This is a genomic window from Halalkalicoccus sp. CGA53 (genome assembly GCF_036429475.1).
Taxonomy (GTDB): Archaea; Halobacteriota; Halobacteria; order Halobacteriales; family Halalkalicoccaceae; genus Natronorarus; species Natronorarus salvus.
In genome coordinates, this window is the sequence record NZ_CP144125.1 from 3,075,948 (window position 1) to 3,088,821 (window position 12,874).

Below are 12,874 nucleotides of genomic sequence, written 5' to 3' on the forward strand. Positions count from 1 at the left end.
GCGACCGACGACCTCTTCAGGGGTCTCGAGGACCGCGGCGGGGCTCTCCCGAGCCTCAGCGCTCGGGCCGGGGCGCGGCGTTCTGTAAGGCGGTCTCGGCGATGTTGCCGCCGTAGTCCGCAGTGCGCGAGAGCGAGTCGACGATCAGCCCGAGGTGCTGTGCCTGGAGCGGGTCGTCGAGCCCGCGGATCCGCTCGTCGACCGCCCGGGTGTGCTCGTCGATCCCTCCGACGTCCTCTCTGGCCTGGTTTGCGAGTCGTGTCGCACGGTCACTCTCGGCCTCGAGGAAGGCGTCCATCGCGAGTTCGACGACCGCGATCGCGTCGTCGTGGAGCGCGACGAGCGGTTCGGCGACGTCCTCGGAGATCGGCTCGATCTCCGTCGAGAGGTCGGCGATCTTCGCCGCGTGGTCGCCGATCCGCTCGAGCTGTCTCGCGACCGAGTGGTGGTCGAAACAGGCCTCGCGGCCGATGTCGAGGTCGGCCGCCGCGCTCGGGTTCCTGAGCATCGACCGGAACACCCGCGAGACCATGAACCAGAGCCGATCCACGTCGTCGTCGCGCTCTCTAACGTCGTCGGCGAGGTCCGCGTCGCTCTCGGCGGCGGCGGTCACCGCGTCCGAGAGCATCGTCACCGCGATCAGGCGCATCCGCGTCACCGCGTTGTGGACCGAGAGCTGTCCCGAATCGAGGAGGTCCTGGAGCAGTACCCGGTCGCCGGTCTCCTCGACCACCTCGAGCCCGACGAGCGCCTGCGTGGCGTCTCTCACCGACCGGCGCTGGTCGGCGGTGATCTTCTCGGCCTCCAATCTGATGAGGTCGAAGCCGCTCACGTACATCGTCACGACCGCGCGGGTCAGGTCCCGCCCGTGGACGTCGTCGATCCCCAGCACCCCCTCGATCGGGTCCTCGTCGCGGCGCACCGAGAGTAGAAGCGAGTCGCCCTCGGGGTAGAACGTCACCTCCGAGCCGGCCGAAACCCCGTGATCCTCCGCCCACGTCTTCGGGATCGAGACGGTGAACGTCGAGCCGCCGGTCACCTGGACCTTTCGCGTCTCCATACCGTCCCTCCGGAGCCGACCACAATAAACGTCCGTATATCTATACTGTTCTAAATTCGACAGAATCCGACTCCGGGATTCTCACCGGTTGAATCGGAGGATCGACGAATCTGGGAGGTATATAGAGTCGACCGGTCGGACGAGATCGATCCCGGGACGTCCGAAATCCACACGAGACGCGAGAGACTCGATCGTTTGCTGTGAAATACTGAGTCCACAATAGCGAACATAGTAGGGTATTTAGAGGTCCGCCGAGGAGTGAGAGTGATGGCACGGTCCGGGTGGAACGGAGACGAGTCGGTGTCGCGTCGGGCGTTTCTGTGTGGTGTCGGGGCCACCGTACCAGCCGTCGCCGGCTGTGTCGCCCGGGGCGAGGACAGCGGGCTCTCGGGCGAGGTGCTCGTGGACGGGAGCAATACACTGCTCCCCCACGCCGCGGCCGTCGCCGAGGAGTTCCAGTGGCGGAACAACCGCGTGCAGATTCCCGTCTACGGCTCCGGGACCGGTGCGGGCTTCCAGCGCTTCTGTGCGGGCGAGACCCACGTCCAGAACGCGAGCCGCGAGATCCTCGACGACGAGGCGGCCCAGTGTAACGTCTCCGAGGTGGAGTACGTCGCGTTCGAGACCGCGCTCGACGGCCTCGCGGTGTTCGTTCACCCCGACAACGACTGGTGTGACTGTCTCACGGTCGAGGAGCTAGACGAGATCTGGGGGTCCGGGTCCGAGGTCGAGACCTGGGCCGACGTCAGGGACGACTGGCCCGACGAGGAGATCGACCTCTACGGCCGGGACACGGGGTCGGGAACGTTCGACTACTTCACCGAGGCGATCACGGGCGACATCGGGGCGGTCCGCTCGGATTACTCCGCGAGCGCCGACACGAACGTGATCGTCCGTGGCGTCCGGGGAAACCCCTTCGCGCTCGGCTTCGGTGGCGCGGGTTACTACTACGAGAACGAAGATGGGCTCTCGCTCGTCGGCGTCGACGACGGCGACGGCTGCGTCGAGCCGACGCTGGAGACGATCGAGTCCGGCGAGTACACCCCGCTCACCCGACCGATGTTCGCCTACGTCAGGGTGGGCGAGTTCGAACGCGAGGAGTTCCGCGCGTTCGTCCGCTTCTTCTTCGAGGAGGTCGACGACCGCGGCTACGAGATGGGTCGCGAGGCGGGGATCGTCGAGGAGGGTGAGGAACTCACCTGGACGCAGTGGGCGGCACGGCGCGTCGGCTACTACGCGATCCCCCCCGAAACGGTCGAGGAGGAGCGCGCTCGCCTCGAGGAGGTGATCGAGGACCGATGAGCGGGACCGACCTCACTCGATCCGCGACCGGCGTCGGCGGCAGGACGGACGCGGTCGTCAGGTACGTCTTCTTCGCCTGTGCCGCGCTCTCGGTGCTCACCACCGTCGGGATCATCGTCGTGCTGCTCGAGGGGTCGGTCGAGTTCTTCCGGACCGTCTCGGTGATCGGCTTTCTCACCGGGACGACCTGGTCGCCGCTGATCGAACCCCGGAGCTACGGCGTGCTCCCGCTGGTCTGGGGGACGCTCGTCATCACCGTGGGATCGGCACTGATCGCGATCCCGGTGGGGACGGCGACCGCGATCTACCTCTCGGAGTACGCCGACCCCGACGTTCGCTCGGTCGTGAAGCCGGTCCTCGAGATCTTAGCTGGCATTCCGACGATCGTCTACGGCTTCTTCGCGCTCTCGTTCATCACCCCGCAGATCCAGCGCGTCTTCCCCGAGACGGGGACGTTCAACGCCGCCGCGGGTGCGATCGTCGTCGGGATCATGATCGTCCCGATGGTCTCTTCGCTCTCCGAGGACGCGATGCACGCCGTCCCCGACGAACTGCGCGAGGGGGCCTACGGCCTCGGTGCGACCCGGTACGAGGTCTCGACGGACGTCGTCATCCCCGCGGCGGCCTCGGGCATCCTCGCCTCCTACGTGCTCGCGCTCAGCCGGGCGATCGGCGAGACGATGGCGGTCACCCTCGCCGCGGGGATGGCCCCGCAGTTCACGACGAGCCCCCTGGAACCGATCCAGACGATGACCGCCTACATGGTCCAGATCGGCATCAGCGACGTCTCGGTGGGGTCGATCGGCTACCAGAGCCTCTTCGCCGTCGGGCTGACGCTGTTCCTCATGACGCTCTCGATGAACCTCGCGAGCATGTGGATCCGCTCGCGCTACCGGGAGGAGTACCGATGAGCACGACCAACCCGTTCGCCGACGTCTCCGACCTGGATCGGAAACGGACGATCGGCCGGGTGTTCGTCGGCCTCTGTATCGCCTCGACGATGGTCGGGATCGTCGCACTCGTCACGCTGCTCGCGGACGTCGCCTACGAGTCGTGGGGCTGGCTCTCGGTCGAGTTCCTCACCTATCCGCCCTCGCGATTCCCCGAGAACTACCTCCCCGGCGGCCGGGGTGCGGGCATCTACCCGGCGCTCGTCGGCTCGGTCTTCCTGATCGCGCTCACGGCGCTGTTCACCGTCTCCATCGGCGTCGGCGCGGCGATCTACCTCGAGGAGTACGCCCCTGAGAGCAGGCTGACGAGCCTGATCGAGGCGAACATCGCGAACCTCGCGGGCGTCCCCTCGATCGTCTACGGCCTGCTCGGACTCGCGGTGTTCGTCCGATTCGCGGGGATGGGCCAGAGCTTGCTCGCGGGGGCGCTCACGCTCACGCTGCTCATCCTCCCGATCGTGATCGTCGCCGCCCAGGAGTCGCTGCGGGCGGTGCCCGACTCCCAGCGCGAGGCGGCCTACGGCGTCGGCGCGACGAAGTGGGAGGTGATCCGCGACGTCGTGCTCCCGGCGGCGCTGCCGGGGGTCATGACCGGGACGATCCTCTCGCTCAGCCGGGCGATCGGCGAGACCGCGCCGATCCTGATGGTCGGGGCGGCGACCTCGATGTTCGTCGCGCCCGACTCCCTTCTCGGGCCGTTCGCGGCGATGCCGATGCAGATCTTCGACTGGGCGAAACTGCCCCAGGCCGAGTTCCAGCACGTCGCCGCCGCCGGCATCGTCGTTCTCCTGACCGTGCTGCTCGCGATGAACGCCGTCGCGATCTACATCCGCTACCGCTTCGAGGCAGACCTCTCATGAGTGACACCCAGCCCACGATCGAGACGCGCATCGACTCCGAGACCGACACCGAGAGAGCCGACCCGGACGGGCCCGAGTCGCGCGCCGTGGAGACGGTGCTCTCCGCACACGACCTGGAGGTGTTCTACGGCGACGAGCGCGCGCTCCAGCCGGTGAACGCGGAGATCCCCGAGAAGAAGGTGACGGCGATCATCGGTCCCTCCGGCTGTGGGAAGTCGACCTTTCTCCGGTCGATAAACCGGATGAACGATATGATCGACGTCTGTCGCGTCGAGGGCGAACTTCGGTTCAGGGGCAAGAACGTCTACGACGAGGACGTCGATCCGGTCGCCTTGCGGAGGAAGGTCGGGATGGTCTTCCAGAAGCCGAACCCGTTTCCCAAGAGTATCTACGACAACGTCGCCTACGGCCTGAAGATTCAGGGGAGAGACGGTGACAGGGACGCACAGGTCGAGGAGGCGCTCCGGCGGGCGGCGCTCTGGGGGGAGGTCGAGGACAAACTCGACGCCTCCGGGCTCGACCTCTCGGGTGGACAACAACAGCGTCTCTGTATCGCCCGCGCCATCGCACCCGACCCCGAGGTGATATTGATGGACGAGCCGGCGAGCGCACTCGACCCCGTCGCGACCGCACAGATCGAGGACCTGATCGAGGAGCTCTCGCGCGATTACACGGTCGTGATCGTCACGCACAACATGCAACAGGCCGCCCGGATCAGCGACAGAACGATGGTGTTTCTCACCGGCGGCGAACTCGCGGCGTTCGACGAGACGACGAGCATCTTCGAGAACCCCGAGAGCCAGCGAGTCGAGGACTACATCACCGGCAAGTTCGGGTAACGAGTCCTCTGCGACCGCTCGTCCGAGGAGTCCGCCCGACCACGGGGTTAAAGACCGCTTCGGGGGTACTCCCACCCAGCGATGGCCCGAAAGGAGTATCAAAAGCGCCTCTCTGAGCTCCGGGACGACGTCCTCTACATGGGGGAGGTCGTCCAGGAGCGGCTGCGGATGGCGCTGTCGGCGCTCGAATCGAAGGACGACGACCTCGCGGAGGAGGTGATCGTCAGAGACAGCGAGGTGAACGATCTCTACCTCGAGCTCGAACGCCAGTGTACGGAGCTGATCGCCCGTCAGCAGCCGGTCGCGGGCGACCTCCGGTTCATCGCGGCCTCGTTCAAGATCATCACGGACCTCGAGCGGATCGCCGACCTCGCGACGAACCTCGGGAAGTACACGAAACAGGCCCGGCGGGACGTCTACCCCGACGTGGACGTCCAGGCGATCGGCGCGGTCGCACTCGAGATGATCGAGGCGGCGATGGACGCCTACGCCGACGAGGACGTCGAGGCGTGCTACGCGATCGACCGGCGCGACGACGAGCTCGACGCGATGTGCGAGCGCGCGAGCGGGACGGTCGTCCGCGACCTGATCGAGACCGAACTCGGGGCCGGAACGGACGAGGGGGAGATCGAACGGCTGCTGAGCGACGTCTCGCGCGTGCTGCTGACCGTGCGGGACTTAGAACGGATCGGCGATCACGCGGTGAACATCGCGGCGCGAACCCTCTACATGGTCGAGAACGACGACGAACTGCTCTACTGAACGTCGCTACAGTCGGCGAGCACGGCCGTTCGCCCTCGCCTCAGACGTCGGCGCCCGCTCGCGAGCGATAGACCAGCAGGACGACCACGCCGGGGACGACGCCGACGAGGGTCCCAGCGAAGACCGCGAGCGCCCAGACGGGCGCGCGCTCGTCCTCCCGATCTACCGCGTCGAGGTAGGTCCAGTAGCCCACGGTCCCGGCGAGCAACAGGAGCGAGAACACGGAGACGAGGACGACCTCGCCGGTGACCTGCGCGACCGCCCGATGAACCGACTCGAACTCGCTCGTTCGAAGGGGAGGACGCCGGGAAACGAGGGCGTTCTCCACCGTCACGTCAGAGCACCGACTCCGGGTCCTTGAGGTAGACGTCCTGCTCCGTGACCCGCTCGTAGACGCGATAGAGCGTGTCGATCTCCGCGTGGTCCGGCCGGAAGCGGATGTGCGGGGCGGTGTAGTAGGCCTTCGCGGTGATCAGGAAGAAGTAGAGCGTCCGGAGCCCATTCGGCGTGACGTCGACGACGCCGATCGACTCCCCGCCCAGGTCGTCGGAGAACGATCCGAGCAGCGACGCGACCTCGTCGTGGAGCCGTTCGTCCGGGCGCTCGAGCGTCGTCCCGAACGTCTGGTTGAGGAACCGGCTCGTCGCCGCGAGAAACGGGTTCGAGTCGATTCCCGTCGGGTCGACCGCCGAGAACGCGTCGTAGAGGTCGACGAGCGTCGAGAGCTCCTCCCGCGTGATCGCGATCGGCATCACCGGCTCCCCGGCCGGGAGCGAGTACTCCGGGAAGCTGTGGGTTCGGGGATCGGGCACCCGGGAGAACAGCTGGTCGAGACTCATACCCGACCCGTTCGTGGCCGTCGGTGAAAACGGTAGTGACGGTGAGAGCGACGACCGGCCGAACGGTCGGGCTCCGGACGAGCGCCCGGCTACCAGTCGACGCTGAGGGTGCCGTCGCCGTTCGGATCGGGCGAGATCTCCTCGTTCGTTCGGCGATCGACGACGTGGATCACGCCCCTGTCCTTCTTCGCGGGACAGACCTCCGCCGCCTCGACGTTCGCGTCGAGGTCCGCCTCGTCGATGAAGTAGGCTCTGGGTTTCGCGATCCCCGTCCCGAGATCGAGCTCCCAGTTGTCCGAGACCTCGGCACAGCGGCCCGCGCCGATGCACTTGTTCGCCTCGAAGACGATCTTGTAGGGCTTCTCCTCGACCGGCGGGGCGTTCGCCTCGCCGATCTCGCTCGGGTCGATCGGGCCGTCCGTGTCGCTCATGGATCGGGAGAGGAAGCGGTCCGGCTTTCGGGTTACGGTTCCGGTGAAGCGCCGTGGCGGGGTGGGCCGAACCGGCCCGTGACAGGGGTGGGTTCGCGGTCGTCTCCGGTCGAACCGGTTCGTCCGAGAGACCTACCGCGAGTCGATTTCGAAACCGAGTTCCTCGTCGGTACCCGAAAAGACGATCCACGGGTCGGAGAGACGGCGTTCAGTCGTGGACGGTGATCGACTCGATCTCGATCGGCGTCGTCGGCCTGTCGTTGCCGTCCGTGTCGGTCGATCCGATCTTGCGGACGATGTCCATTCCGTCAGTAACCTCGCCGAAGACCGAGTGGCGGTCGTCGAGGTGCGGGGTGGCATCGAGCGTGATGAAGAACTGCGAGCCGTTGGTGTCCGGACCGCGGTTGGCCATCGAGAGCGTGCCGGCCGAGTCGTGGCGGAGTTCCGGGTGGAACTCGTCGTCGAACGTGTAGCCTGGGCCGCCACGGCCGGTGCCCTCCGGGTCCCCGGTCTGGATCATGAAGCCCTCGATCACGCGGTGGAACGGGACGCCGTCGTAGAGGGCGTCCCCCCGTGTTTCGCCGGTTTCGGGGTCCTCCCACGTGGCCGTCTCCGGCCCGGGGTCCTCGCTCGCCGCCGGGTCGTGGTCGACTAGGTTTCGGAAGTTCGCGACCGTCTCCGGTGCCCGCTCGTCGTACAGTTCGACCTCGATGTCGCCTTCGGTGGTGTGAATCGTCGCGCTCGTCATGGCTCGTCGTTCGGGCAGGGGACGCATAACGGTGGTGATCGGACGACGAGCGGTCGGCTCGAGGGAGCCCTCGCTACCCCGGGTCGATCGGCGGGTTGACGACGACCGCGTCGAGGATCGTCGCGAACCCGACGACCGACGCGACGGCGAGCATCACGTGCGTCGAGAGGCCCGTCACCGTGGCTATCGACACCGCGCCGACGAACGCGGTCGGGATCGCCAGCAGCGTCAGATCGGGGCGGGCGACGGAGGCGAGAACGGCTGCGAGCGAGCCGAGCACGTCGTTTCGTTCGCGGGCCTGTGTGAGGAGGTCGCTCACTGTCTGATCGGGTGAAGGTGAGAACGCCAGCCGTAAAACGGCCGAGGCTGCACAGCACGCGTGCGGTAGCTTCATCCTCCCGCCCTCCACACTCCGGGTATGCCCAGTCCCGGATCGCACACCGCAGACCGCATCACGCTCGCCCGCCTCCCCTCGGGCGTCCCGATCGAGACGACAGTCCACACGTACAAGGGTCGCGACGCCGGCCCGACGCTCTACGTCCAGGCCGCCCAGCACGGACGCGAGGTCAACGGCTGTGAGGTGCTCCGCCGGCTCCACGACCGGATCGACCCCACGGAGCTGCGCGGAAAGCTCGTCGTCGTCCCGGTCGCCGATCCCCTCACGTTCGATCACGTCTCCTACACCACCCCCGAGGTCCTCGACTCGGTCAACCCGAACATGAACCGCGTCTGGCCGGGCGACCCGGAGGGGACGCTTCACTCCCGCATGGCCGCCCGGCTCTGGGCGTACGCGGGTGAAGCCGACGCGATCGTCGACCTACACACCGGTGGGCCGACGATGCTCACCCACGTCGTCTTCATGGAGGGCGACGACGACTCACGCGCGCTCGCCGAGGCGTTCGGGACGGACGTACTACTCGGCGAGGAGGCCGGCGACGAGGCCGGCGAGGAGTGGGGCCAGCGCAACTTCGCCGGAAAGCTCCGCGTGGCCGCGACCCAGGAGGGCATCCCCTCGATCACGCCCGAACTCGCGTACAACAAGTGGCTCGTCGAGGAGGCGATAGAGATCGGTCTCAGAGGGATGGAGAACGTGCTCGCGGACCTCGACATGCTCGATAGGTCGGTCGAGGAGAACGGCAAGAAGATCCTCGCGCGCAACCACCTCGGCCGGGTGCAGGCCGAGACCTCCGGCCTGTTCCGCGCGCACCCGGATCGGGAACTCGGCGAGCCGCTGCGGGCGGGCGATCCGCTCGGAACGCTCTACGACCCCGCGACCTACGAGGTGCTTCAGGAGGCTGAAGCCGACCGCGAGGGTATCCTCTACGCCATCGCCCGCGAGGCGACCGTAACCGCGGGCGACAGTCTCGGGAACGTCGCGCTCGTCAGGGAGAAGTAGCGTCGGCTCACTCCCCCTCGACGGGCGTCTTCACGATCGTCACCGGGCGCTCGGAGAGCGAGGCGACCCGTTCGGCGACGCTCCCCAGGAGACGACGGTACTCCCCGGACCGGTTCTTCGAGCCGACGACCGTCAGACCGACGTCGGCCTCGTCCGCGTACCGGAGGATCTCCTCGTGTGGGACGCCGTGACGGACGACCGCCTCCGTTTCGAGATCCGCCCGGCCGGCCGACTCGGCGATCCCTCGAGCGCGTCACGTCCCGCACGTTCGAGAGCGCTCTCGAGCCCCTCGAACTCGTGGACGTACTCGTCGCCGGGGTACGAGCCGTACGTGTCCGTATCGACGACGTAGAGCGCGTGCAGCGTCGCGTCGTATCGGCCGGCGACGTCGATCGCGTGTTCGACCGCACGTTCGGCGCCGACGCTCGCGTCGGTCGGTAACAGATAGACACACGGCGCGTTCGGGTCCGGTGATCCACGCCGGGGAGAAGGGCGTCAGTGTGATTACCCCGCGACCGGTTTCCCCGGTATGGAGATCGGGCTCACCGTCGGCGACTCGATCGACCGGGCGGAGGCGACCGCGGCCGGCTTCGAGTTCGTCGAGTTCGGCCTCGCGGAGGCCGCCGACGTACCCGAAGGGTTCGACGACGACCGGCTTCGTGGGGTGCTCGACGCGCTGGACGTCGACTTCTTCGTCCACCTCCCGTTCGAGCAGGACGTCGCGACGCCGGTCCCCGAGATCAACGAGGCGATCGTCGCCCACCAGCGCCGGCTCCTCGAGTGGGCCGGTGGGCTCGGTGCCCGGAAGGCGGTGCTCCACGGGGCTGTCCGGGACCCGCACGACACCGACCTCCGGCCGACGACCGTCGAGCAGCTGTCGGCGATCTCCAATATCGGTTCCGACGCGGGGGTGGAGGTGGTCGTCGAGAACGTCGGCCACCAGCGGCGTGGCCTCCAGCTCTCGGTGCTCGGGAGGCTCGCCCGCGAGGCGGGCGCGAGCGTCTGTTTCGACGTCGGTCACGCTTACATGGAGGACGGCGAGGACGGCATCGCCCGGTTCACGCGGGAGTACGGCGACCTGATCTCGCACCTCCACGTCCACGACGCGCGCGGCCGTGGGGACACCCACCTCCCGATCGGGGCCGGGGAGATCAAGTACGACGACCTCGGCGAGCGGCTCGACGGCTTCGACGGGACCGTCGCGGTCGAGGTGTTCACGGACGACGTCGCCATGCTCCGGGACACCGCCCGTCGGGCAACCGTGGCCCTCGGAACCGACTGGTCCGTAGATCGTTTCGAATCGTAAACGGGTCGATCAGCGCCGCCAAACGCCATCTACGGCCTATGACACCCCGAACACCGTTCGTTCGTGACGTTGGTATGGATCGACGATCCGGGGGTGTTCTGATAATGTCAAAATTATATATCAAATGTTGCGATAGGAAATCGCTACTCTCAGTCGAGCCGGAAACGACGAGTCAGAACGCCCGCAGGTCGTCCAACACGCCCGCCGCGCTCCCGTCGTCGATCGCGGCTCTCGCCCGCTCCAGCCCCTCTTCGATCGACTCCGCGCCGTCGCCCGCGTAGATCCGAAGCGCCGCGTTGAGCGCGATGGCGTCGGCGAAGCCACCCCCGCGCTCTCCATCGAGGACGTCTTCCGTGATTGACGCCGACTCGCCCGCGACGTCCGAGACCCCCAGATCGTCGTGCTCGAACGCCATCCCGTACTTCTTCGTCTCGATCTCGTAATCGGTGAACTCCCCGTCACGGAACTCGGCGACCTTCGTGAGCCCCGGCCGGATGTCGTCGTAGCCCTCCATCCCCTGGAACATGATGATCCGGTCTAACTCCTGGGTCGAGCGCTCGAACGTGTCGACGATACGCTTCGCGAACGGGAGGTGGTAGAAACTACCGAGGTGGACGTCCGCGTTCGCCGGGTTCGCGAGCGTCTCGATCGTGTTCACGAACGTCCGCACGCCCATCTGGTCGCGGCGGTCGCGGATCCCGTCGATACCGGGATTGAACCGCGGCTGGTAGTAGAAGCCGAAGCCGGTCTCGTCGGTCATCCGCGCGCTCTCGTCGGGGTCGATTTCGGTCCGTATATCCAGCTCGTCGAGGACGTGCTTGTAGGCGTCCTGTTTCTGCGTGGGCACCCGGTCGCCGGAGTGCGTGACGACGGGCACGTCCGCGGCGGCCGAGACGATCCCAGCACCGACGCCGAGGATCGCGGTCTCGCCCTTGCCGTCGTAGTTCGCCCCGCAGTCGACGGGATCGCAGTCGGGTTCGGCCGTGACGACCGACTCGCGCATCACGTCGGTGAAGGCCGCGAGCTCTTCGGGCGTGTTTCGCTTCCAGCGGTTCGCGAGCCAGAACGCGCCTAACGTCGTGTGGTCGGGTTCGTCGTCGAGGATCCGCCGGAAGGCTTCGGCGGCCTGCTCGTAGCTCATGTCGTCGGCGGACTTGTGTCCGGAGCCGACGACCTCGGTCATCAGGCGCTTCAACGGCCACTCGCCGTGGGATTCGACTGCCTTCGCCATGGTCGGTCGTGAGGGCGCTCGGGGCAAAAGCCTCCCGTTCGCGTGGGAGCGCGGTCCGCAGTCCGTGAGAGAACGAAAGCGATAGGCTCCGACGTTCCTAACGCGACGTAATGAGCAGCCTCGGGGGCGACTGGCGCGCCGAGATCGACGGGATCGACGCCGCGATCGTCGACGGCTACCAGAGCGGGTTTCCCGTAGAGGAGCGGCCGTTCCGCACGGTCGGCGTGGAACTCGGTATCTCGGAGGGAGAGGCGCTCTCGCGCGTCGAGCGGCTGTACGAACGGGGGGTCTTCCGTCGCTTCGGCGCGGTCCTGAACCCGCCGGTGATCGGCTCCTCTACCCTCGCGGCGATCCGCTCGCCCGAGGAATCGTTCGCGGAGCACGCCGAGATCGTCAACGGCTACCGCCAGGTGAACCACAACTACCGCCGCGATCACGAGTGGAACATGTGGTTCGTCGTCACCGCCAGCACGCGCGAGCGACGCGACGAGATACTGGCGGAGATCGAGGAACGAACCGGCTGCGCTGTACTCGACCTCCCGATGCTCACCGACTACTACATCGACCTCGAGTTCCCGGTCGTGAACGACGACCGCTTCGCCCGGGAGTCGGTGAGTGAAACCGAGGTCTCCGCGACGCGGATCTCCGAGGACGCCGCGGGCGACCTGAGCGAACTCGACGCCGACCTGCTTCTGGAGATCCAGGCGGGCTTCCCGCTCACCGCGACGCCCTATCGCGACGTCGCGGCGGCGATCGGTGCCGACGCCGAGGAGGTTCTGGAGGCGATCGAGCGACTCCTCTCGGAGGGCTGTATCAAGCGGATCGGCTGCGTCGTCAACCACGTCGTCACCGGCTTCGACGCGAACTGTATGGTCGTCTGGGACGTACCCGACGACGAGCTCGACGACCGCGGGATCGCCGTCGGTTCGCTGCCCTACGTCACGCTCTGTTATCACCGCCCGCGTCGGCCCGAGCTGGAGTGGGAGTACAACCTGTTCACGATGATCCACGGGCGGGAGGAGGCTGCAGTAGACGAGAAGATCGACGAGCTCGCGGGCGAGCACCTCCCGTACGACCACGAGCGACTCTACTCGACGGCGACGCTGAAACAGACCGGCGCTCGCTACGAGGGGCTCGTCGGCCAGTAGCG

General features: G+C 67.2%; 15 protein-coding genes and 1 pseudogene. 8 read left to right on the forward strand and 8 right to left on the reverse strand.

Annotated elements, in window-relative coordinates:
* Positions 1-55: 55 nt before the first annotated feature.
* Complete coding sequence (locus V2L32_RS17735; protein ID WP_331233878.1) at positions 56-1,060, reverse strand: PhoU domain-containing protein; 1,005 nt, start codon at positions 1,058-1,060, stop codon at positions 56-58.
* 267 nt (positions 1,061-1,327) lie between these two features.
* Here V2L32_RS17735 and V2L32_RS17740 point away from each other — a divergent pair, with 267 nt between their 5' ends.
* From V2L32_RS17740 to phoU, 5 genes are all read left to right on the forward strand, one after another.
* On the forward strand, positions 1,328-2,362 hold the full coding sequence (locus V2L32_RS17740) for a PstS family phosphate ABC transporter substrate-binding protein (protein WP_331233879.1): 1,035 nt from the start codon (positions 1,328-1,330) through the stop codon (positions 2,360-2,362).
* The gene (gene pstC, locus V2L32_RS17745) at positions 2,359-3,273 is read left to right on the forward strand and encodes a phosphate ABC transporter permease subunit PstC (protein ID WP_331233880.1); all 915 of its coding nucleotides are present in this window, start codon (positions 2,359-2,361) and stop codon (positions 3,271-3,273) included. Before V2L32_RS17740 ends, pstC begins: the two co-directional genes overlap by 4 nt.
* Complete coding sequence (gene pstA / locus V2L32_RS17750; RefSeq protein WP_331233881.1) at positions 3,270-4,172, forward strand: phosphate ABC transporter permease PstA; 903 nt, start codon at positions 3,270-3,272, stop codon at positions 4,170-4,172. The genes pstC and pstA overlap by 4 nt, the downstream gene beginning before the upstream one ends.
* On the forward strand, positions 4,169-5,011 hold the full coding sequence (pstB, locus tag V2L32_RS17755; RefSeq protein WP_331233882.1) for a phosphate ABC transporter ATP-binding protein PstB: 843 nt from the start codon (positions 4,169-4,171) through the stop codon (positions 5,009-5,011). The genes pstA and pstB overlap by 4 nt, the downstream gene beginning before the upstream one ends.
* An 81-nt stretch (positions 5,012-5,092) precedes the next feature.
* The gene (gene phoU / locus V2L32_RS17760) at positions 5,093-5,773 is read left to right on the forward strand and encodes a phosphate signaling complex protein PhoU (protein WP_331233883.1); all 681 of its coding nucleotides are present in this window, start codon (positions 5,093-5,095) and stop codon (positions 5,771-5,773) included.
* A gap of 40 nt (positions 5,774-5,813) precedes the next feature.
* Here the strand turns inward: phoU and V2L32_RS17765 are convergent, their stop codons facing one another.
* From V2L32_RS17765 to V2L32_RS17785, 5 genes are all read right to left on the reverse strand, one after another.
* Complete coding sequence (locus V2L32_RS17765) at positions 5,814-6,107, reverse strand: hypothetical protein (protein ID WP_331233884.1); 294 nt, start codon at positions 6,105-6,107, stop codon at positions 5,814-5,816.
* Between the two features lies 1 nt (position 6,108).
* Entirely contained in the window at positions 6,109-6,612 is a 504-nt protein-coding gene (locus V2L32_RS17770) for a hypothetical protein (protein WP_331233885.1), read from the reverse strand.
* An 89-nt stretch (positions 6,613-6,701) separates the two neighbouring features.
* The gene (locus tag V2L32_RS17775) at positions 6,702-7,043 is read right to left on the reverse strand and encodes a ferredoxin (protein WP_331233886.1); all 342 of its coding nucleotides are present in this window, start codon (positions 7,041-7,043) and stop codon (positions 6,702-6,704) included.
* A gap of 208 nt (positions 7,044-7,251) precedes the next feature.
* Positions 7,252-7,791: a peptidylprolyl isomerase gene (locus tag V2L32_RS17780; RefSeq protein WP_331233887.1), complete on the reverse strand. Its 540-nt coding sequence runs from the start codon at positions 7,789-7,791 to the stop codon at positions 7,252-7,254.
* A gap of 73 nt (positions 7,792-7,864) precedes the next feature.
* Positions 7,865-8,185 (reverse strand): hypothetical protein, encoded by a 321-nt coding sequence (locus tag V2L32_RS17785; protein WP_331233888.1) that lies wholly within the window; start codon positions 8,183-8,185, stop codon positions 7,865-7,867.
* A 24-nt stretch (positions 8,186-8,209) separates the two neighbouring features.
* On the opposite strand from V2L32_RS17785, the gene V2L32_RS17790 reads away from it, so the two are divergent.
* Entirely contained in the window at positions 8,210-9,187 is a 978-nt protein-coding gene (locus tag V2L32_RS17790; RefSeq protein ID WP_331233889.1) for a succinylglutamate desuccinylase/aspartoacylase family protein, read from the forward strand.
* Between the two features lie 7 nt (positions 9,188-9,194).
* Here V2L32_RS17790 and V2L32_RS17800 read toward each other — a convergent pair.
* A pseudogene (locus V2L32_RS17800) lies at positions 9,195-9,631 on the reverse strand (universal stress protein).
* 85 nt (positions 9,632-9,716) lie between these two features.
* On the opposite strand from V2L32_RS17800, the gene V2L32_RS17805 reads away from it, so the two are divergent.
* The gene (locus V2L32_RS17805; RefSeq protein ID WP_331233890.1) at positions 9,717-10,493 is read left to right on the forward strand and encodes a sugar phosphate isomerase/epimerase family protein; all 777 of its coding nucleotides are present in this window, start codon (positions 9,717-9,719) and stop codon (positions 10,491-10,493) included.
* Between the two features lie 172 nt (positions 10,494-10,665).
* Here V2L32_RS17805 and V2L32_RS17810 read toward each other — a convergent pair whose 3' ends face one another.
* Complete coding sequence (locus V2L32_RS17810; RefSeq protein WP_331233892.1) at positions 10,666-11,724, reverse strand: anthranilate phosphoribosyltransferase; 1,059 nt, start codon at positions 11,722-11,724, stop codon at positions 10,666-10,668.
* A gap of 110 nt (positions 11,725-11,834) precedes the next feature.
* Between V2L32_RS17810 and ahbB the strand changes: the two genes are divergently transcribed.
* Positions 11,835-12,872: a siroheme decarboxylase subunit beta gene (gene ahbB / locus V2L32_RS17815; RefSeq protein WP_331233894.1), complete on the forward strand. Its 1,038-nt coding sequence runs from the start codon at positions 11,835-11,837 to the stop codon at positions 12,870-12,872.
* Positions 12,873-12,874 lie beyond the last annotated feature (2 nt).

Excerpts from the sequence above, each read along its gene's own strand:
- pstA (WP_331233881.1), top strand. The coding sequence starts at position 3,270 with ATGAGCACGACCAACCCGTTCGCCGACGTCTCCGACCTGGATCGGAAA.
- V2L32_RS17775 (WP_331233886.1), bottom strand. The coding sequence starts at position 7,043 with ATGAGCGACACGGACGGCCCGATCGACCCGAGCGAGATCGGCGAGGCG.
- V2L32_RS17790 (WP_331233889.1), top strand. The coding sequence starts at position 8,210 with ATGCCCAGTCCCGGATCGCACACCGCAGACCGCATCACGCTCGCCCGC.
- phoU (WP_331233883.1), top strand. The coding sequence starts at position 5,093 with ATGGCCCGAAAGGAGTATCAAAAGCGCCTCTCTGAGCTCCGGGACGAC.
- pstB (WP_331233882.1), top strand. The coding sequence starts at position 4,169 with ATGAGTGACACCCAGCCCACGATCGAGACGCGCATCGACTCCGAGACC.
- V2L32_RS17735 (WP_331233878.1), bottom strand. The coding sequence starts at position 1,060 with ATGGAGACGCGAAAGGTCCAGGTGACCGGCGGCTCGACGTTCACCGTC.
- V2L32_RS17770 (WP_331233885.1), bottom strand. The coding sequence starts at position 6,612 with ATGAGTCTCGACCAGCTGTTCTCCCGGGTGCCCGATCCCCGAACCCAC.
- V2L32_RS17780 (WP_331233887.1), bottom strand. The coding sequence starts at position 7,791 with ATGACGAGCGCGACGATTCACACCACCGAAGGCGACATCGAGGTCGAA.
- V2L32_RS17810 (WP_331233892.1), bottom strand. The coding sequence starts at position 11,724 with ATGGCGAAGGCAGTCGAATCCCACGGCGAGTGGCCGTTGAAGCGCCTG.
- ahbB (WP_331233894.1), top strand. The coding sequence starts at position 11,835 with ATGAGCAGCCTCGGGGGCGACTGGCGCGCCGAGATCGACGGGATCGAC.
- V2L32_RS17740 (WP_331233879.1), top strand. The coding sequence starts at position 1,328 with ATGGCACGGTCCGGGTGGAACGGAGACGAGTCGGTGTCGCGTCGGGCG.
- pstC (WP_331233880.1), top strand. The coding sequence starts at position 2,359 with ATGAGCGGGACCGACCTCACTCGATCCGCGACCGGCGTCGGCGGCAGG.
- V2L32_RS17805 (WP_331233890.1), top strand. The coding sequence starts at position 9,717 with ATGGAGATCGGGCTCACCGTCGGCGACTCGATCGACCGGGCGGAGGCG.
- V2L32_RS17785 (WP_331233888.1), bottom strand. The coding sequence starts at position 8,185 with ATGAAGCTACCGCACGCGTGCTGTGCAGCCTCGGCCGTTTTACGGCTG.